The sequence below is a fragment of the Halomonas sp. KM072 genome, from assembly GCF_050710315.1.
Classification (GTDB): domain Bacteria; phylum Pseudomonadota; class Gammaproteobacteria; order Pseudomonadales; family Halomonadaceae; genus Vreelandella; species Vreelandella hamiltonii.
In genome coordinates this window covers 616,818-633,280 of sequence record NZ_CP136132.1, presented here as the reverse complement: position 1 = coordinate 633,280, position 16,463 = coordinate 616,818, and the positions used below count along the sequence as shown (strand labels likewise).

Genomic DNA, 16,463 nt, shown 5'->3' with positions numbered 1-16,463 from the left:
GCAGGGCTTTTTTATGGATGGCTGTTTACCGTTGGTCGGCGAGACAGTTTAGCCTGCGGGCCAGGTAAACTCGCGCCCACCCATTAAGTGCATATGGATGTGGTAGACCGTCTGCCCGCCCATTTCGTTACAGTTCATGACCACCCGATAGCCGTCCTCGGCAAACCCCTGCTGTTTGGCCAACTGGGCAGCGGTATATTGCAAGCGGCCGATCACCGGCAGATCGTCAGGCGCAATGTCATTGAGCGTAGCAATGTGCTTTTTAGGGATGATGAGCTGATGCGTAGGCGCTTGAGGGCTAATATCGTTAAAGGCAAGTACATGCTCGTCTTCGAAAACGATATCCGCAGGAATCTCGCGGTTGATGATTTTACAAAACAGGCACTCCATCGCAGCCTCCTTGGTGTGGCGCGTTATTGTCAAAAGAGCCAGCTAAGCGCGCCTATCGGAAACGGCGCTGAGCCAGCAGGTGGCGAACCAACGGGGCGAGGATCAACTCCATCGCCAACGACATGCGTGCACCGGGCACCACCAGCGTATGGGGCCGCGTCATGAACGCATCCTTGATCATGGCCAGCAGCCAGGGGAAATCCACGGTCGAGGGGTCGCGAAAGCGAATCACCACGAAAGACTCGGCATCGGTCGGGATATCCTGCACTTCGAAGGGGTTGGAGGTGTCGACGGTAGGCACGCGCTGAAAGTTGATATGGGTACGCGAAAACTGCGGCTGGATATAGCGCACGTAATCGTCCATGCGCCCCAGAATGGTGTCGATGACCGCTTCCTGTGAGTAGCCACGCAGCTTGGTGTCACGATCGATCTTCTGAATCCACTCCAGGTTCATGGTCGGCGCAACGCCCACCAGCAAATCCACGTGCCGAGCTATGTCATACTCCTGAGTCACCAACCCGCCGTGCAGCCCTTCATAAAACAGCAGGTCGGTACCACAGGGCAGTGCCTGCCATTCGGTAAAGGTGCCCACTCGGTAACCGGCTTCGATCTTCTGCTTGTCCTCTGCATGGATGTAGTGCCGATAGGTGCCAGTGCCGTGTTCACCGTACTCGACGAACAGGCTTTCCAGACGATCCAGCAAGTTGGCCTCGACGGCAAAGTGAGAAAGCTCATCCTTGCGCTCGGGCTCTTCGCGGAAGATGCGCTTGAGGTCATCGCGGGTATAGCGATGGAAGGCATCGCCATCCACCATGGCCGCGTGAACGTCTTCTCTCAGGAACATGCGCTCGAAGCTGCGGCGCACCGTCGTGGTGCCAGCCCCGGAGGAGCCGGTGACGGCAATGATGGGGTACTCTCGGGACATCAGCTCCCCCTTGCCTCGGCGAGTGCCTGCTTCACCGCGTCAGGAATGGGCACCGGCTTGCCAGCCCCCAGATCCAGCAGCAGCTTGTTGATTCGGGCCGTGGCGACCACGGTCTCGCTGCCTTCCTTCAAGATACGCTGATAGACGGTCAATGCCTTGCCCTGAGGTTCAGGCACCGCCGTCTCGATAACCAGCACCTCCGGGAAGCGCGCTTCCTGCTGATACTGTATCGCCAGGTCCACCACGACGCTGGGATAGCCGCCCATGTCCCACTCGGGCAAGTGCAGGCTACCCAGTGCTTGTGCCCTGGCTTCATGCAGCAGCGACACCAGGGCATCATGCCCCAGGTGGCGGCCGTAGTTCATGTCGGTCACCCGCACCGAGAGGGTATGGCGGTGGATCACCGCGTCTGCGGGAAATTCGATAGCAACGCGTTCCATGACGGCTCTCCTGCTTGGGTGACGAAAGGGGACGTTAGTGATTCACTTCCCGGGCAATGGCGCGGAAGGCGATGTCACGGCGGAACTCGGCACCTTCCCACCGGATGGCCTTGACCCCCTGATAAGCCTGCTGCTGAGCAGCCGACACGCTGTCGCCTAGCGCCGTGACACACAGCACGCGCCCCCCGGCCGTGGCGATCTCGCCTTCATCGGTCAGGGCAGTGCCGGCGTGGAACACCTTGCACTGGGCCTGCTCGGCATCGGCCAGACCGTGAATCACATCGCCTTTGCGATAGCTGCCGGGATAACCGCCCGCCGCCATGACCACGCCCACCGCCGCACGGCTGTCCCATTCACACTGCTTGCCTGCCAGCTCGCCTTTGGCGCCCGCCAGACAAAGCTCCGCCAGATCCGACACCAGACGCATCATGATAGGCTGGGTTTCCGGGTCACCAAAGCGGCAGTTGTATTCGATCACTTTGGGTTGGCCCGCAGCGTCGATCATCAAACCGGCATACAAGAAGCCCGTATACGCATTGCCCTCTTCGGCCATGCCTCGTACGGTAGGCAGGATCACCTGCTCCATGATGCGGGCATCCACCTCGGGCGTGACCACAGGCGCCGGTGAGTAAGCCCCCATGCCGCCGGTATTGGGACCGGTATCACCATCGTAGGCACGCTTGTGATCCTGGCTGGTGGCCATGGGGACGACATGTTCACCGTCGACCATGACAATGAAGCTGGCTTCTTCGCCGTCCAGAAACTCTTCGATGACGACCCGGGCACCGGCATCGCCAAAGGCGTTGGCTTCCAGCATATCGCGAATGGCGGCTTCGGCTTCGGCTTCGCTCATGGCCACGATCACGCCCTTGCCGGCGGCCAGGCCATCGGCCTTGATGACGATGGGCGCGCCCATGCGGGCCAGGTACTCAAGCGCTGGCTCGACCGCCGTGAAAGTCTGGTAGTCGGCGGTGGGAATGGCGTGGCGGGCCAGGAAGTCCTTGGTGAACGATTTGGAGCCTTCCAACTGAGCAGCCCCCTGGGTAGGGCCAAAGATGGTCAGGCCCGCTGCCTGAAATTGATCGACCACCCCTTCCACCAGCGGCGCTTCCGGGCCAACGACCGTCAGGGCGATCTGCTCTTGCTGAGCAAACGCCACCAGTGCCGGCAGGTCGGTTGCGGCTATGGCCACATTGCTCAGCTTGGGCTCCGTGGCCGTGCCTGCATTACCAGGCGCTACGAACACCTGCTCGACCAGGGGGGATTGGGCAAGCTTCCAGGCAAGGGCATGTTCACGACCACCGCCACCGATCATCAAAACTTTCATGGGTATCCTTCTCAAAACAGGAGAGCATCGATGGGCGCATTATGCCATAACGCAGCCGCTAGCGGGGCGCCAAGCGCTGTCTGAAACCCAGCGCTGTTGTGAAGCTAAGGCTTGCCATCCGTTGGGTCGTCGTCTTCCTTGGTGGAAGGCTGGTTGAGCGTGTTCTGCCAAAAGCGCATGTTCTCCTCGGCCAGTTCACGCATGAACTCCATGGGCGTATGCCGCATGGCCTGCTGCCACTGGCTCTGGAGGCGCTTCTGCTGCTCCAGCATCAGCTGGGTGCCCTGTTCCAGATAGCGCGCCAGAGGCAGCGGTGACGACATGTCATACACGCGAATCAACTGGGCCAGCAGGTCGTTGGAGAACACTTCCGCTTCACTATCGGCCTGCTCCTGTTCGATAATGATCGACAGTAGAATCGTGCGCGTGAGGTCTTCGCCACTTTTGGCATCTTCGACACGAAAAGGCTCTTCGTCGATGATCAGACGGCGCAAATCTTCCAGCGTCACGTAGCGGCTTTGTTGTGTGTCGTACAACCTGCGGTTGGCATATTTACGAATGACGCGCACAGCGTATCTCCTTAAACGCGATAAAGGCTTTTGTCGCCATGGCTGCTATTGTGCCTGCAACACACGCCCATGCAAGCCAGCTTAACGGATTAGTGCCGCGATGCGCGGCCTGCCCACGACTAATAGACGACCATCATGAATCTGATTTTGCTCGACCCCAGTGAGGTGAACGGCCAACGAGCCCACCTGACCGACACCCGCCGCCTGACGCATCTGCGCGACGTACATCGCGCCCAGCCGGGGGACCAACTGAGCGTGGGCGTTCAGGGAGGCAACATGGGCAAGGCCGAGCTGATCGAGCTGAGCGATAGCGTTGCCACCTTCCACATGGGCCCGCTGGAAACGCCTCCACCGCCCCCGCTACCGGTGCATCTGGTGCTGGCCTTGCCGCGCCCGCGCATGCTGGCCCGCACGCTGGAACATGTCACTGCGCTAGGCGTGAAACAGATTACCCTACTGCACACCCAGCGGGTGGAGAAAAGCTACTGGCAATCACCGGAGCTACGCCCGGAAAAGGTGCACCAGCATCTCCTGCTCGGGTTGGAGCAGGCACGCGACACGCAGCTCCCGCAGGTCACGCTGTGCAAGGGCTTTCGCCCTTTTCTGGAAGATCACCTGAACGGCGTACTACACGAGCGACGGGGGCTCGTTGCTCACCCCGGCATGCCCGACGCCTGCCCACGCGGCGTCGACGAGCCCTGTGCACTTTTCGTGGGGCCAGAGGGTGGTTTTATCGAATGGGAAGTCGAGCAACTGCTGGCAGCAGGATGCGAGGGCATGCACCTGGGCCCGCGCATCCTGAGAGTAGAAACCGCCGTGACGGCGCTGCTGGCACGGCTGTTCTGACTCACCCTATTGATCAGGTTTGATCATCTTCGGGGTCGTGGGGAACGTACTCGGCATTCTCCCCACACTCCGGTGTCTGCAAGAACGTTCTGCGCACATCCAGCAATCCAAGGTGGCTGATCGTGCGACGACCCAGCAGCAGTGGGTAAAGCATTTCTTCACGGTCGCGCAGGCTGAACTGCTCTTCATAGATGGTGTCACCCATGCACACATCCATCAGCACCACGGGGCGTTCATCGCGCCCACCAGCGCCGCGCACGGCTTGCTCACGATAAAGCGGACGTTCGATTTCGTCGCTGAAGGTCTCACCGCTGGCCTGGTCCTCCAGCTTTAAACGAAAGCGCACCCAGTCTTCGCCATCCTTCTCGAAAATCTCGATGTCACGGGCGTCCAACGACGAGGTCAGCGCACCGCTGTCCAGCTTGGCCTTGACGCCAATGCCCCAAGGCTCGATGAACGCATTCTCCACCCAGCCGAACACCTTGTCCTCAGCCTGTACGCTGACACTCGCCATCAGCACACTCGCCAGAGCCGTCATGCCCATGGCCTTTCGCAGTCTATTCACCATCGCAACGCATCCTTGATAGTTGGATTAAAAGGGTAGTGGAATTATGGCAGTCGCTCGAGCAGTGATTGAGTGGCAAAGCCATCTGGCACCAGCCCTTGATCACGCTGGAAGGCTCGCACACCGGCCTGGGTATTGGGCCCCATGATGCCATCGGCGGCGCCCACCGAATAACCGGCGTTGTTCAACCGCTGTTGCAGCGTTCTGACATCGTCGCGCGTCAAAGGTGCCTCATGAGTGGGCCAGGACTGAGTAATGCCCTGACGCCCGGCAATGGCATCGGCCAATGTCGCCACCGCCAACGCATAGCTGGTCGCATTGTTGTAGCGCAAAATGGCACGGAAGTTGGGGCCTACGATGAATGCTGGGCCACTGGCGCCTGCTGGCACGATAACGGCAGCGCTATCGAAAGCAGGCAAATCGCCATTCACTGCTCGTACGCCCTGCGCGGCCCATTGGGCCGAGCTCAGACGCTCGGTTTGCGAGTAGTCGAACGCATCAGGCAGCACCACTTCCGCCCCCCAGGGCTGGCCTGCTTGCCAACCGGCGCGGGCCAGGTAGTTGGCCGTCGAGGCCATGACATCGGGAATACTGCCCCAGATGTCACGCCGTCCATCGTTGTCGCCGTCCACCGCATAGGCTTCGAAGCTGCTGGGGATGAACTGAGTATGCCCCATGGCCCCGGCCCAGGAGCCGCGCATCTCATCGGCGGCGATATCTCCCTGATCGATGATACGCAGCGCTGCCAGAAGCTCTCCGCGGGCAAAATCACGGCGACGGCCGTCGTAGGCCAGAGTGGCGAGTGACTCCAGCGTCGAAAAGTCACCAAAGTTGCTGCCGTAATTACTCTCGACACCCCAGATGGCAACGATGATTTCGGCAGGCACCCCATAGCGCTGCTGCATCTGTTGAGCAGTATCGCGATGCTGAGCATACTTTTCACGACCATTGGCAATGCGCGTACTGGACACTGCGCTATCGAGGTATTGCCAGATGGGCCTGACGAACTCAGGCTGATAACGATCCAGCTCGATCACGCGCTCGCGATAACGCACACCGTCCAGCGCTTTGGCCAGAGTGGCTTCACTGATCCCTTGATTGGCGGCGTAACGGCGGAAATCACTCAGCCACTGGTTGAAGCTGGCATACTGCACTTGCTCGGCGGCTCGCGCATCGACTTCGGTCATCAGTTGAGGGCTGGCTTGGGCAGATTGCCCCCCCAAAGCCAGCATCGTTGCCAGTATCAAGGCTGGCTTGAAGGAGGGCGCGAAAGCGGGTGATGCTTGGGATTTCAATAACATGTCATCGTCTCATGGCTGTCCTTGGCGTGGCTGTGATAATGGCTCAGAAACGGGTCTGATGCCAGCCTCAGGCCATGAGCCGCCAAAGCACCACCAGGTGGGCAGCCCCCACGATACCGGTCAGCACACAGCGTAACCCTGTGTACCAGCGAGGAAATCCTTCACGGCCATCGCGGCTGACATCGTAAAGGCCAATGAGCACAAAGCCTGCCAACAGCACCCATAGCCCCGTCACCACATCGAAAAGCAGCGCAGGCCAGGCAATCAGGCTCGGCACCATGGCCAGCAGCAGGCGCCTGCCGTTACCCGGCCGCGAGACCTGCAGCGCACAGCCCCAATGAACGCCGCCCAGAAATGACAGAATCACCGCACTGTAGTAAGTAAACCCGTAAATCGCCGTGACCTGCCAGGCAGTAGGCGCCCACCATGCTGCGCCACTCGCCGCAATGAACGGGATCAGCCCGGCAAGCCCCGAGCCCCATGCCAATCGACATTCGTTCATGACGCGCCCTGCTTCCTTACTCATCGGTCTCCTCGAACTCTTCGGCAGAAATCAGCCAGCGCTGCCATTCACTGGGCAGCACACAAGGCGCATCGAACCTGGAAGGCGCGACTCGCCAGGGCTGTTGCCGTTCGAGGCCAAAGGGCAAGGACTCGAGGGCGGGCAGCCAGTATGCGACATAGAGACCTTTCGGGTCGTAATGCCCCGCCTGCTTCAGCACATTGAAATAGCGGTCTTGCCGAGGGTCTCGCCCTACTCCGGCAATATAGCGCCAATTACCCCAATTACTGGCCACGTCGTAATCGACCAGGCAATGCTCGAACCAGCCAGCGCCCAAACGCCAATCAACGCCCAGGTCCTTGACCAGAAAACTGGCCACGTTCTGCCGTGCGCGGTTGGATATCCATCCGGTCCCTTTGAGCTCGATCATCGCCGCATCGATGAACGGGATCCCTGTCTTGCCATCACGCCAGCGATTGAACGCCTCGTTGGGTACGGGGAGTTGCTCGCGACCAAATAACGTGGCCCCTTCCAATTGCGCGGCACGATGGAAATAGTCACGCCACAACAGCTCGAACACGATCCAGTAGCTGGACTCGCAGCTACCGTTGATGGCTTCCCAGGCCTTGACCTCACGATGTACTTGCCGAGCAGAGAGGCAGCCTCTGGCCAGCCAAGGCGAAAACCGCGTCGAAAAATTGGCGCCCAGCAAGCCATTGCGGGTCTTCTTGTAAGACTCAGCGCCATTCTGCCGCCACAGATAGTGCTGCAGCCGGTCTCCAGCGGCAGATTCACCGCCTACGAATACAAAGCCTTGGCGCTTGTCTGGCTGCCAGGCCGCGCTCTGCTGACACACATCCTTGAGCGGCGGGAAGCCACGGGGGGCGTCATCTGGCCACCCAGGCAGCGTCACTGGCATGCTCAGCGGCTCGGGGATTTCGCAATGCTTTTCCACATGGCGACGAAACGCCGAAAAGCTGGCAGGCAAATCTTCCAGCGCAAACGGCAGCGCCGAGGCGTCAATCAGATAACCGCTATCGGAACGCACCAGCGGGCAATGTTCGGGCAGCGACTCGGCCACTTGATCGATGTGGGTACGCTCTTCGCAGCCTGAGTGCTCGGCAACCAATACTTGTCGAGCATTGAGACGCGTGGCCATGGCCACCACCTCTTCGGCGGGGTGACCGATACGTACCAGCAGATCGCTACCCAATTGCAGCAGCTCGCCTCGCAGTTCCATCAGGCTTTGCCACAAGAAACGCAGGCGCGCCGGGCCAAGGCGGCAAGTCTCTTCGCCTGATATGTTGGAGCGCAACCATGCGCGGTCCAGTACATAAAGGCAAACCAGTTGATCAGGGGCGGATGTGAAATGTAATAGAGGGTTGTCCGCTACACGGAGATTATCCTGTAGCCAGACAATATCAGTCGTGCTGTTCATGCTCGCGCCTCCTCGGCGTGCTGTCTGGCTTCGCGTCGGCAACGTTCGCTGCAAAAACTCACTTCCCCCCAACAGCGCGCCCATTTTTTCCGCCAGGTAAATGGGCGCTGGCATTGAACGCAGTCTTTTTCCGGTAGGTCTTGTTTTCGTCTCATCTGTCCAACTCGCTACGCGTCAATCACCGCGCCACGCTTTCATACATGGACACTATATCTTACACAGTACATATATTGTATATAGTTTGACGAGCATAGTGTGCCGCTACACGCATTGCGTAAAAGACAGCCCTCCGTTGGCACAGCCATAAAAAAGCCACCCGAAGGTGGCCTTTAGCTAACTCGTTGATTAGCTGTCAATCAGGGTCTGTTGGTCGAGGTTGACGTTTGGCGTTTTCCTCGGTTTCCAGCCCACTCTTCAATTCATGGGTGAGCGGATCATAATTGGGCCTGAGCTCGTCCTTCACCGTACCGCTCCATAGACGGGAGCCCACGAAGTAACCCGCCCTGCCAATCACGTGAGCGGCAATGGGCGCTGTGATCAAAATAAAGACGATGATCGCGAACGCACGTGCGACCACCCCTACTTCGGCAAAGTGCATGGCCGCCGCCAGCATGATCAGGACCACACCCAGTGCCGCAGCCTTGGTAGTAGCATGCATGCGGGTCAACAAGTCGGGCAGGCGCAGCAAACCGATGGAAGCCAGCAGCATGAAGCTGGCGCCGGTCAACACCAGCGTTCCTTTGACAAAATCAATCATCACGCGGTCCCCCACGTTCCAGAAAGCGAGCGAATCCTATGGCGGCCAAGAAGCCCATCAGCGCGATGACGATGGCGGCATCCAGAAAGCTCGATACACCTGACTGAATGGCGTATACCCCCACCAGCCCCACTACCGTGGTGGAAAACAGCTCCAGCGCCACCACTCGGTCCGGCAAGCTGGGGCCTCGCACCACGCGCACAAAGGTCAATATCAGGGCGCAGCCCATCAAGACCTGGCTAATCAAAATCACGGTATCCATCAGCGAAATAACTCCAGGGCTCGGTGCTCCATCTCTTTGAGGCTGCGTCTCAGCTCATCTTCATCGTCCAGGAACATGGCATGGATATAGAGCACCCGGCGATCATCCGAGACGTCCAGACTCAAGGTACCCGGCGTCAGCGAAATCAGGTTGGCCACCATGGTGATCTCCATCTCCGTACGTGCCGCCAGCGGCAGTGCAATGACGCCTGGCTGCATGTGCCAGGGTGGCGTCAGGATGTCGAATGCGACACGTAGATTGGCCTGCACCAGCTCCTTCATGAAGAAACCGATGAAGCCGATGATGCGCGGCACTCGTAAAGGGTATCCCTTCAGCGCCTCGACCTGAGGCTCGATCAATACCAGCGCAATATAACCAAACACCATGCCTACCAGCAGGTTCAAGCCCGAGAAATCACCGCTCAACAGTACCCAGGCCAGGCCGAGTAACAAGTTCCAAATTGCACCGGTCATGGAGCTTCCTCCTGAACTTCACTCGCCTGATCCACGCCCGCATCTGCCGCTTCCAGCAGTGCATCGATGACATTCGCTGACTCGCCGAGCACGGCTTCTATGTAGCCTGCCGGGTTCATCAATTGATCGCCTATCTGATTCATGACCTGCATGATGGGCTCGGCGAAAATACCTACCAGCAGCGACATCATGGCCAATACGATCACCGGCAGATACATCATCCACAGGCTCGGTTTGAGCATACGGCCATCATCGCCTGTGGGCGTTTGGGTTGCAGGCACCTTGTTCTCTTCCGGCAAGGCTTTCCAGAACACTTCGTTCCAGATCTTGACCATGGAGTAGAGGGTCATCAAGCCCACAGCCAAAGCAATCCCGGTGGCTACATAGGCGCCCGCTTCCAGGCCTGCTCGCACCAGTACGAACTTGGCGAAGAAACCGGACAGCGGCGGTATGCCTGCCAACGAGAAAGCCGAAATGAAGAACGCGACGGCAAGCCAGGGGCGCTCGCGATAAAGCCCGCCCATCTTCTTGAGCTGATAGGTACCCTGCAGGCGGTGCGTGATACCACTGATCAGGAACAGGTTCGTTTTCACGATGATGTTGTGCATGATCGCAAACACGCCACCGGCGATGGCCAGCGGGGTATAGAGCGCCAGACCAAGAATCATGTAGCCAATCTGGCTGACGATGTGAAACGAGAGAATACGGCGGAATTCATACTGCGCCGCCGCCCCCAGCACGCCGGTCACCATGGTCAAGACTGCCCCCCACAACATGATGTCCTGGAGATAGCCCATGGTCTGATCGAAGATCAGTGTGAAGACGCGGAACAGCGAGTACACCCCGACCTTCGTCAGCAGCCCGGCAAACAGCGCCGATACCGCCACGGGCGGCGTGTGATAGGACGCGGGCAGCCAGAAAAACAGCGGAAACGCGGCTGCCTTGATACCAAAGGCCACCATGAACATCACGGCCAGCACTTCCACCATGCCACTGTGTTCGGCTTCGTCCATGCGCAGGGCGATATCGGCCATGTTCAGCGAACCGACCGTGCCATACAGCAGACCGACGGCGGTCAGAAAGATCACCGATGCCAACAGGTTCAGCGTCACATACTTGATGGCTCCTTCCATCTGGGCACGCTCGCCACCCAGAATCAGCAGCGCAAACGATGCCACCAGCATCACCTCGAACCACACGTAGAGGTTGAACATGTCGCCGGTCAGGAAGGCTCCGGCCACACCGGCCAGCAGCAGGTGCATCAGCGGGTAGTAGCCGAATTTTTCATGGCCACGCCCGGTGGTGGCCAATGAGTAAATACCCATGGCCAGACCGATGATGCCGGTCAGCAGGATCATCACCGCACTGAGCATGTCCGCCACCAGCGTAATGCCGAATGGCGCGGGCCAGTTGCCCATCTGCATGGTGATATAGCCGTCGTTCAGTACCGCGACAAACAGCCAGAGACTGACCGCCAGCAGCGCAACATTACCGGCAACGGCTACAAAACGCTGCATGGGCCGTGACCGCCAGAACAGCAGCGATATTGCCCCCGAAAGCAGAGGCAACAAAACGGGAAGTGCGACTTCAGGCCTCACGTGTCGGTATCCTTCATCTTGTCCAAATCATCCGCCTTGACGACTTCATAGGCGCGGCGAATCAGTACGACGGCAAACGCCAGCACGCCAAACGCGATGACGATGGCGGTCAGCACCACTGCCTGGGGCAGCGGGTCAGCCACAGGCCCCAATGGCTGCAGCATGCCCTCGGGAATCAGAGGGGGTGCGCCACGGGTCATACCTGCGGTGGTAAAAATCAACAAGTTGGCGCCGTTGGAAAGCAGCAGCAAACCGATCACCAACTTGACGATCGAACGTCGCAGCATCATGAATACGGCAGTGGCGTACAGCAAACCAATCGCCAGGGCCATTAACGGTTCCATGGGGAGCCTCCTGTGTTATCCGGGGTATGCAGCTCAAGGCTCATCCTTGTCCACCTCCATCAACGCCATGACCATACCCATGACGGAACCCAACACCGTCAGATAGACGCCCACGTCGAAGATCAGCGGCGTAGAGGCCTTGAACTCGATACCGGGAATCGTCCACCACTGTGCGGTCAAGAAGGGCTCGCCCAGGAACCAGGCAGGCACCACCGATATCATGCCCAACAGCAGCCCCGCCCCGACCAGGTCTCGGGGGTCGACCATGCGCAGCACTTCTCGGGTGGCGCTGGCACCAAAAGCAAACAGATAAAGCGCAAACGCCCCTGCCGCCACCAGCCCGGCGATGAAGCCGCCGCCGGGCTCGTCATGGCCACGCAGCAACAGAAAAATAGAGAACATCAGTTGCAGCGGCATCAAAAAGCGTGCCGCCGTATTGAGAATGATCGTACCTGACTTAACCATCGTAGGGCTCCTTGACGCTGCTCTTCTCCGCCTCTACTGATTTGCCCTGGGGGCCATCGTGACGCAGTTTCAACATGGCAATGACACCAATGGCGGCCAGCGCCAGCACGAACATTTCGCCCAGCGTATCCAGGGCGCGGTAGTCCACCAGAATCACGTTGACGATGTTGCGGCCATGGGCCAGTGGCGCGCTGTTCTCGACCATGTACGTGGAAATGGTTTCGAACTGGTCGATGCTCCATGCCGTCATGATCAACAGGAAGATCATGACCCCCATGGCAGCTGCCACGACCCCATCGCGCACGCGCTCGAGGCTGCTCGAGAGGTTGGAGTAACGCGGCAAGCGGAACAGCACCAGCACCAGCAGAATGACCGTCATGGTCTCTACCAGCAGCTGGGTGATGCCGAGATCGGGGGCACTGAACAGAATGAAGATCAGCGCAATCGAGAAGCCCATGATGCCAACCGACACCACGGCTCCCAGGCGCGAGCGCGAGATGGTGGCAAAAATTGCCCCCATGGCCATGGTACCGACCACGATGATTTCATGGAAACGCACGTCCAGCGTCAGCGCCAGCTGGGGCGAGTGGCGCAGCAGAATCGAATTACCGACCAGGCCGATCAACACCACCAGCATCACCAGAATGTAATTACGCATGTAGCCATTCTGCAGAATGTGGGTCTGCCACTCGGAGAAGCGTACGACGCCATTCATGAAGCCTTCATAGCCTGCTTCCGGCCCATAGCGCATGACCGGTGCCAATCGCGCCAAATGGCTGCGCACCTCGTCCCAACGCTTGAACAGCAAAAAGCCCAGCGCCATGCTCACCAGCGACATGATCAGCGCCACGTTGATACCGTGCCACAGCGACAGGGTAACCGTCAGCGCATCGCCCACTACCGAAGTGGCCGCAGCGGTCAGCAGTGCATCCACCCCCAGCAGCGCGGGCGCCAGCCCCAGCAGTAGCGAGCCGCAGGCCAGCAGTGCAGGCCCCAACAGCATGCTAAACGGCGCTTCATGGGCAACCTTGGGGGTGGCATGCTGCGCGCCAAAGAAAGGGCGCAGCGCAATGATGGCCGCCACGGCAATGGTCAGAATGGCCGAGAAGAACGCAAACAGCACCAGCATCAGACGCACGCTGTCGGCGCCCAAGGCAGCCTCCAGCATCAGCTCCTTGCCAATGAAACCGAACAGCGGTGGAACCCCGGCCAACGACAACGCCGCAACGAATGCAATCGTCGCCGTCACGGGCATGGCTCTTCGCAAGCCCCCCATGGCCGTGACATCCTTGGTACCCGTTTCATGGTCCAGAATACCCGCTACCATGAAGAGCGCGCCTTTGTACATGGAGTGCGCCAGCAGGAAGGTGACGAACGCCGTCATGGCATAGTCGGAGCCAATGCCCAGCAGCATGGTCAAGGTGCCCAGCGCCATGATCGTCGAGTAGGCCAGCAGCTTCTTGATGTTGGTGTGGTGGATCGCCAGGAAGGCGCCCGTCAGCATGGTGGTCGCACCCACCACCGAGAGAACGCCCACCCACATGCCGGTACCGCCCAGCTCGGGCTGCAGGCGCGCCAGCAGGTAGATACCCGCCTTGACCATGGTGGCCGAGTGCAGGTAAGCCGAGACAGGCGTTGGCGCCGCCATGGCATTCGGCAGCCAGAAATGAAACGGGAACTGCGCCGACTTGGTGAACGCCCCGAGCAGCAGGCAGATCAACATGGGCGTATAGAGCGCATGCTCGCGCAGGTTGTCGTCGGACTGCAGAATCTCGCTCAGCGACCAGCTGCCGCTGGCCACACCCAGCAGGACCAGTCCCGCCATCAGCGCAAGGCCACCGGAAACGGTCACGAACAAGCCTTGGCGAGCCGACTTTCTGGCCTCGATATCGTTATGGTTGAAGCCGATCAACAGATACGAGGTGATACTGGTCAGTTCCCAGAACACGAACAGGGTCAACAGGCCATCGGCCATGACCAGCCCCATCATGGAAGCCATGAAGGCCACCAGCGCCAGATGGAAGCGGGCAATATCCGGATGGCCTTTCAAGTACCCGCCAGCATAGATCAGTACGCAAGTACCGATGACGGAAATCAGCAGGCCAAACAGCAGCGACAGGCCATCCAGCAAAAAACTCAGGCTGATCCCCAGCGAGGGCACCCACGCCCACTCCAGCAGTTGCGGCCCTTCACTCAGCACCACCGGCGCTTGGCCAATCAGCCACGCGGCCATCAGCGCTGGAAACAGCGCAAGCACCAGACTGGTTCGTTCCCTACACCAGAGGTTGAGCAGCGGTGACGAAGCTGCCAGCACGAAGCCTATTAAAACGGCAAATTGCATCCGGCGTTCTCTCCCTAAAATAAGCGCAAACTATTCACGTGAGCGGCGCATGGTACGACATGTGCCGCTTAAACGTTGAATAAATGTGTTTTTATATGCACAAACCTTATACCAGCCCTTCGAAAAACTCCAGCCACCTCGCTGGCATAAAAAAGCCGCTCGGCCAGTGGCCAAAGCGGCGTCAGTGCGAGCAGAAATCTTACTGAGCGGGCACGGGCAACCAGCCCAACAGCTCATTGTTGACCACGGCCAACAGGGCATCGATATGGTCATCGCGATCATTCAGGCAAGGAATATAGCTGAATGTCTCGCCACCGGCCTCCATGAAACTGTCGTGAATCTCCTCCTTGATCTCTTCGAGCGTTTCCACACAGTCGGAGGAGAAGGCAGGTGACAGAATGGCAATGTGCTTGTGGCCCTGCCTGGCCAGCTCGGCCACATGGTCGACGGTTTGCGGGCCTACCCACTTTTCCGGGCCAAACTGTGACTGGAAGGCGGTATCGACCTCCTCCTTGCTCAACCCCAGACGCTCACGCATCAAGCGCGTGGTTTTCTGGCACTGGCAGTGGTAGGGGTCGCCTTCCATCAGATAGCGTTCCGGCACACCGTGGTAGCTGGCCACGAGCTTGGTGGGACGGCTTTCAAAGCCGTCGTACGCCTCTTGCACCGAGTTGGCCAGCGCCTGGATGTAAGCCGGGTGTTCAAAGTAGGCCGGTACCGTGCGCAGGTAGGGCTGCCACTTCATCTTCATCAGTGTGCGAAAGGCCTGATCGTTGGCGGTAGCCGTGGTAGGCGAGCCGTACTGCGGGTAGAGCGGGAAGAATACGATGCGTTCGCAGCCCTTCTCTTTCATGCGATTCAGCACGCTTTCCGTGGAAGGGTTGCCATAGCGCATGCAGAAATCGACCTCGACACTGTCGCCATACAGCGCTTTCAGCCGGGCGGTCATCTTTTCCGTTTGTGCACGGGTAATGGTCAGCAGCGGGCTCTCGTCTTTTTCGGTGTTCCAGATGCTTTTGTAGGCATGGCCCGACGTAAAGGGGCGCTTGGTCAGAATGATGAGCTGCAGCAGCGGCTGCCATTTCCAACCCGCATAGTCCACGACCCGCTTATCCGACAGGAATTCGTTGAGATAGCGCCGCATGGACCAGTAGTCAGTCGCATCGGGAGTCCCCAGATTGGCCAGCACCACGCCCACCTTGGCGGGGGCAACCGGAGGATGACTGCTTGGCGCGTGGGCCAAGCGCCCTTCACCTGGTTGATCCTTTACAGCGCTGTCGGCCATCTCACTTACTCCTGGGGGCTGTCGATCATTCACAATGGCCTAAATCTTATCACTTTTCAGCAAGGACGTGGGATAAAGTTATACTATCAACATAATTTGTATAACTGTAGACCAACCCATGTCCAAGCCTTTGCTGCTCATTGGATGCAGGCTATCGGTTCTTTGCCCGTCGCCGAATTCGGCTGGGCCAATGGTGGGAAAAATGCGGGTCACGCTCGCACAATCAGTGATGCCTGGGCGTCAGAATACCAGCGGCATACGCGAGGTCAGCGGCGTGCTGTAGTGGGCGTCGCGACCAATGACTTCATCCTGAGGCACGTGCTGAACGAGGTAAGCCCGGTGGATACCGGCCCGCTTGAGTTCGAGGTACACATCGTCCAGCGCTCGAAACAGCATAGGCTTGCCACGCTGGGTCAGCATATGACGCTCACCCTCGACGTCTTCGAGCTCGACCTGATAGAAACGGCTGCCCGAATGCGTGATTACCCGGATTTCAAAATTGTCATGACGTTCGACGAACTGTTTAAGCTCTTTAAGTTCCATGGTTCCCTCCTGTTATTGGTCATCGCCATGGAGCACAGCATGCCTTTGCCCCATGACAATCGTATTACCTTGGCACTATCCCCCTAAGACGG

20 protein-coding genes are annotated in these 16,463 nt (G+C 59.0%); 1 reads left to right on the top strand and 19 read right to left on the bottom strand.

Annotated features, from left to right (window positions below; all coding sequences use genetic code 11):
* Nucleotides 1-48: 48 nt before the first annotated feature.
* The 5 genes from RVM26_RS02995 to phaR all read right to left on the bottom strand — a co-directional run bounded on the left by RVM26_RS02995 (nucleotide 49) and on the right by phaR (nucleotide 3,651).
* A complete protein-coding gene (locus RVM26_RS02995) occupies nucleotides 49-390 on the bottom strand; it encodes a histidine triad nucleotide-binding protein (protein WP_498940701.1) in 342 nt (113 codons plus the stop codon).
* A gap of 52 nt (nucleotides 391-442) precedes the next feature.
* Nucleotides 443-1,315, bottom strand: a complete 873-nt coding sequence (locus RVM26_RS02990) for a phosphoribulokinase (protein WP_039182055.1) — start codon at nucleotides 1,313-1,315, stop codon at nucleotides 443-445.
* Nucleotides 1,315-1,755 (bottom strand): acyl-CoA thioesterase, encoded by a 441-nt coding sequence (locus tag RVM26_RS02985; protein ID WP_498940699.1) that lies wholly within the window; start codon nucleotides 1,753-1,755, stop codon nucleotides 1,315-1,317. The genes RVM26_RS02990 and RVM26_RS02985 overlap by 1 nt, the downstream gene beginning before the upstream one ends.
* 34 nt (nucleotides 1,756-1,789) lie before the next feature.
* Nucleotides 1,790-3,082: a phosphoribosylamine--glycine ligase gene (gene purD, locus RVM26_RS02980; RefSeq protein ID WP_498940697.1), complete on the bottom strand. Its 1,293-nt coding sequence runs from the start codon at nucleotides 3,080-3,082 to the stop codon at nucleotides 1,790-1,792.
* 104 nt (nucleotides 3,083-3,186) lie between these two features.
* Nucleotides 3,187-3,651, bottom strand: coding sequence for a polyhydroxyalkanoate synthesis repressor PhaR (gene phaR / locus RVM26_RS02975; RefSeq protein WP_016916575.1), 465 nt, complete (start codon nucleotides 3,649-3,651; stop codon nucleotides 3,187-3,189).
* Between the two features lie 135 nt (nucleotides 3,652-3,786).
* Between phaR and RVM26_RS02970 the strand changes: the two genes are divergently transcribed.
* A complete protein-coding gene (locus RVM26_RS02970; RefSeq protein ID WP_498940696.1) occupies nucleotides 3,787-4,497 on the top strand; it encodes a 16S rRNA (uracil(1498)-N(3))-methyltransferase in 711 nt (236 codons plus the stop codon).
* 13 nt (nucleotides 4,498-4,510) lie between these two features.
* Here RVM26_RS02970 and rloA3 read toward each other — a convergent pair whose 3' ends face one another.
* From rloA3 to RVM26_RS02900, 14 genes are all read right to left on the bottom strand, one after another.
* Complete coding sequence (rloA3, locus tag RVM26_RS02965; RefSeq protein WP_498941701.1) at nucleotides 4,511-5,041, bottom strand: retropepsin-like aspartic peptidase RloA3; 531 nt, start codon at nucleotides 5,039-5,041, stop codon at nucleotides 4,511-4,513.
* Between the two features lie 65 nt (nucleotides 5,042-5,106).
* Nucleotides 5,107-6,363, bottom strand: a complete 1,257-nt coding sequence (locus tag RVM26_RS02960; RefSeq protein ID WP_498940694.1) for a lytic murein transglycosylase — start codon at nucleotides 6,361-6,363, stop codon at nucleotides 5,107-5,109.
* Between the two features lie 67 nt (nucleotides 6,364-6,430).
* Nucleotides 6,431-6,889 (bottom strand): DUF3429 domain-containing protein, encoded by a 459-nt coding sequence (locus RVM26_RS02955; RefSeq protein ID WP_498940692.1) that lies wholly within the window; start codon nucleotides 6,887-6,889, stop codon nucleotides 6,431-6,433.
* Entirely contained in the window at nucleotides 6,882-8,303 is a 1,422-nt protein-coding gene (locus tag RVM26_RS02950) for a cryptochrome/deoxyribodipyrimidine photo-lyase family protein (RefSeq protein WP_498940690.1), read from the bottom strand. The genes RVM26_RS02955 and RVM26_RS02950 overlap by 8 nt, the downstream gene beginning before the upstream one ends.
* Nucleotides 8,300-8,458, bottom strand: coding sequence for a DUF2256 domain-containing protein (locus RVM26_RS02945; protein WP_498940688.1), 159 nt, complete (start codon nucleotides 8,456-8,458; stop codon nucleotides 8,300-8,302). Before RVM26_RS02945 ends, RVM26_RS02950 begins: the two co-directional genes overlap by 4 nt.
* Nucleotides 8,459-8,655: 197 nt before the next feature.
* On the bottom strand, nucleotides 8,656-9,060 hold the full coding sequence (mnhG, locus tag RVM26_RS02940; RefSeq protein ID WP_498940686.1) for a cation:proton antiporter: 405 nt from the start codon (nucleotides 9,058-9,060) through the stop codon (nucleotides 8,656-8,658).
* Complete coding sequence (locus RVM26_RS02935) at nucleotides 9,053-9,322, bottom strand: MrpF/PhaF family protein (protein WP_039182034.1); 270 nt, start codon at nucleotides 9,320-9,322, stop codon at nucleotides 9,053-9,055. Before RVM26_RS02935 ends, mnhG begins: the two co-directional genes overlap by 8 nt.
* Nucleotides 9,322-9,795, bottom strand: a complete 474-nt coding sequence (locus RVM26_RS02930) for a Na+/H+ antiporter subunit E (RefSeq protein ID WP_039182030.1) — start codon at nucleotides 9,793-9,795, stop codon at nucleotides 9,322-9,324. Before RVM26_RS02930 ends, RVM26_RS02935 begins: the two co-directional genes overlap by 1 nt.
* The gene (locus RVM26_RS02925; RefSeq protein ID WP_498940682.1) at nucleotides 9,792-11,393 is read right to left on the bottom strand and encodes a proton-conducting transporter membrane subunit; all 1,602 of its coding nucleotides are present in this window, start codon (nucleotides 11,391-11,393) and stop codon (nucleotides 9,792-9,794) included. The genes RVM26_RS02930 and RVM26_RS02925 overlap by 4 nt, the downstream gene beginning before the upstream one ends.
* Entirely contained in the window at nucleotides 11,390-11,737 is a 348-nt protein-coding gene (locus RVM26_RS02920) for a Na+/H+ antiporter subunit C (RefSeq protein ID WP_287808318.1), read from the bottom strand. The genes RVM26_RS02925 and RVM26_RS02920 overlap by 4 nt, the downstream gene beginning before the upstream one ends.
* 33 nt (nucleotides 11,738-11,770) lie before the next feature.
* Nucleotides 11,771-12,202 carry a Na(+)/H(+) antiporter subunit B gene (locus RVM26_RS02915; RefSeq protein ID WP_498940680.1) on the bottom strand — a complete coding sequence of 144 codons (432 nt, stop codon included), beginning with the start codon at nucleotides 12,200-12,202 and terminating at the stop codon, nucleotides 11,771-11,773.
* Nucleotides 12,195-14,543 carry a putative monovalent cation/H+ antiporter subunit A gene (locus RVM26_RS02910; protein WP_498940678.1) on the bottom strand — a complete coding sequence of 783 codons (2,349 nt, stop codon included), beginning with the start codon at nucleotides 14,541-14,543 and terminating at the stop codon, nucleotides 12,195-12,197. The genes RVM26_RS02915 and RVM26_RS02910 overlap by 8 nt, the downstream gene beginning before the upstream one ends.
* A gap of 199 nt (nucleotides 14,544-14,742) precedes the next feature.
* Complete coding sequence (gene hemH, locus RVM26_RS02905; RefSeq protein ID WP_498940676.1) at nucleotides 14,743-15,828, bottom strand: ferrochelatase; 1,086 nt, start codon at nucleotides 15,826-15,828, stop codon at nucleotides 14,743-14,745.
* A gap of 240 nt (nucleotides 15,829-16,068) precedes the next feature.
* On the bottom strand, nucleotides 16,069-16,371 hold the full coding sequence (locus RVM26_RS02900; RefSeq protein ID WP_498940674.1) for a DUF6482 family protein: 303 nt from the start codon (nucleotides 16,369-16,371) through the stop codon (nucleotides 16,069-16,071).
* Between the last annotated feature and the right edge of the window lie 92 nt (nucleotides 16,372-16,463).

Bases quoted from the DNA above. Each gene is read 5' to 3' on its own strand.
- RVM26_RS02960 (WP_498940694.1), bottom strand. From the start codon at position 6,363: ATGTTATTGAAATCCCAAGCATCACCCGCTTTCGCGCCCTCCTTCAAG.
- RVM26_RS02915 (WP_498940680.1), bottom strand. From the start codon at position 12,202: ATGGTTAAGTCAGGTACGATCATTCTCAATACGGCGGCACGCTTTTTG.
- RVM26_RS02970 (WP_498940696.1), top strand. From the start codon at position 3,787: ATGAATCTGATTTTGCTCGACCCCAGTGAGGTGAACGGCCAACGAGCC.
- rloA3 (WP_498941701.1), bottom strand. From the start codon at position 5,041: ATGGGCATGACGGCTCTGGCGAGTGTGCTGATGGCGAGTGTCAGCGTA.
- RVM26_RS02935 (WP_039182034.1), bottom strand. From the start codon at position 9,322: ATGGATACCGTGATTTTGATTAGCCAGGTCTTGATGGGCTGCGCCCTG.
- RVM26_RS02945 (WP_498940688.1), bottom strand. From the start codon at position 8,458: ATGAGACGAAAACAAGACCTACCGGAAAAAGACTGCGTTCAATGCCAG.
- RVM26_RS02950 (WP_498940690.1), bottom strand. From the start codon at position 8,303: ATGAACAGCACGACTGATATTGTCTGGCTACAGGATAATCTCCGTGTA.
- RVM26_RS02995 (WP_498940701.1), bottom strand. From the start codon at position 390: ATGGAGTGCCTGTTTTGTAAAATCATCAACCGCGAGATTCCTGCGGAT.
- purD (WP_498940697.1), bottom strand. From the start codon at position 3,082: ATGAAAGTTTTGATGATCGGTGGCGGTGGTCGTGAACATGCCCTTGCC.
- RVM26_RS02920 (WP_287808318.1), bottom strand. From the start codon at position 11,737: ATGGAACCGTTAATGGCCCTGGCGATTGGTTTGCTGTACGCCACTGCC.
- RVM26_RS02990 (WP_039182055.1), bottom strand. From the start codon at position 1,315: ATGTCCCGAGAGTACCCCATCATTGCCGTCACCGGCTCCTCCGGGGCT.
- mnhG (WP_498940686.1), bottom strand. From the start codon at position 9,060: ATGATTGATTTTGTCAAAGGAACGCTGGTGTTGACCGGCGCCAGCTTC.
- hemH (WP_498940676.1), bottom strand. From the start codon at position 15,828: ATGGCCGACAGCGCTGTAAAGGATCAACCAGGTGAAGGGCGCTTGGCC.
- RVM26_RS02985 (WP_498940699.1), bottom strand. From the start codon at position 1,755: ATGGAACGCGTTGCTATCGAATTTCCCGCAGACGCGGTGATCCACCGC.
- RVM26_RS02930 (WP_039182030.1), bottom strand. From the start codon at position 9,795: ATGACCGGTGCAATTTGGAACTTGTTACTCGGCCTGGCCTGGGTACTG.
- RVM26_RS02910 (WP_498940678.1), bottom strand. From the start codon at position 14,543: ATGCAATTTGCCGTTTTAATAGGCTTCGTGCTGGCAGCTTCGTCACCG.
- RVM26_RS02955 (WP_498940692.1), bottom strand. From the start codon at position 6,889: ATGAGTAAGGAAGCAGGGCGCGTCATGAACGAATGTCGATTGGCATGG.
- RVM26_RS02900 (WP_498940674.1), bottom strand. From the start codon at position 16,371: ATGGAACTTAAAGAGCTTAAACAGTTCGTCGAACGTCATGACAATTTT.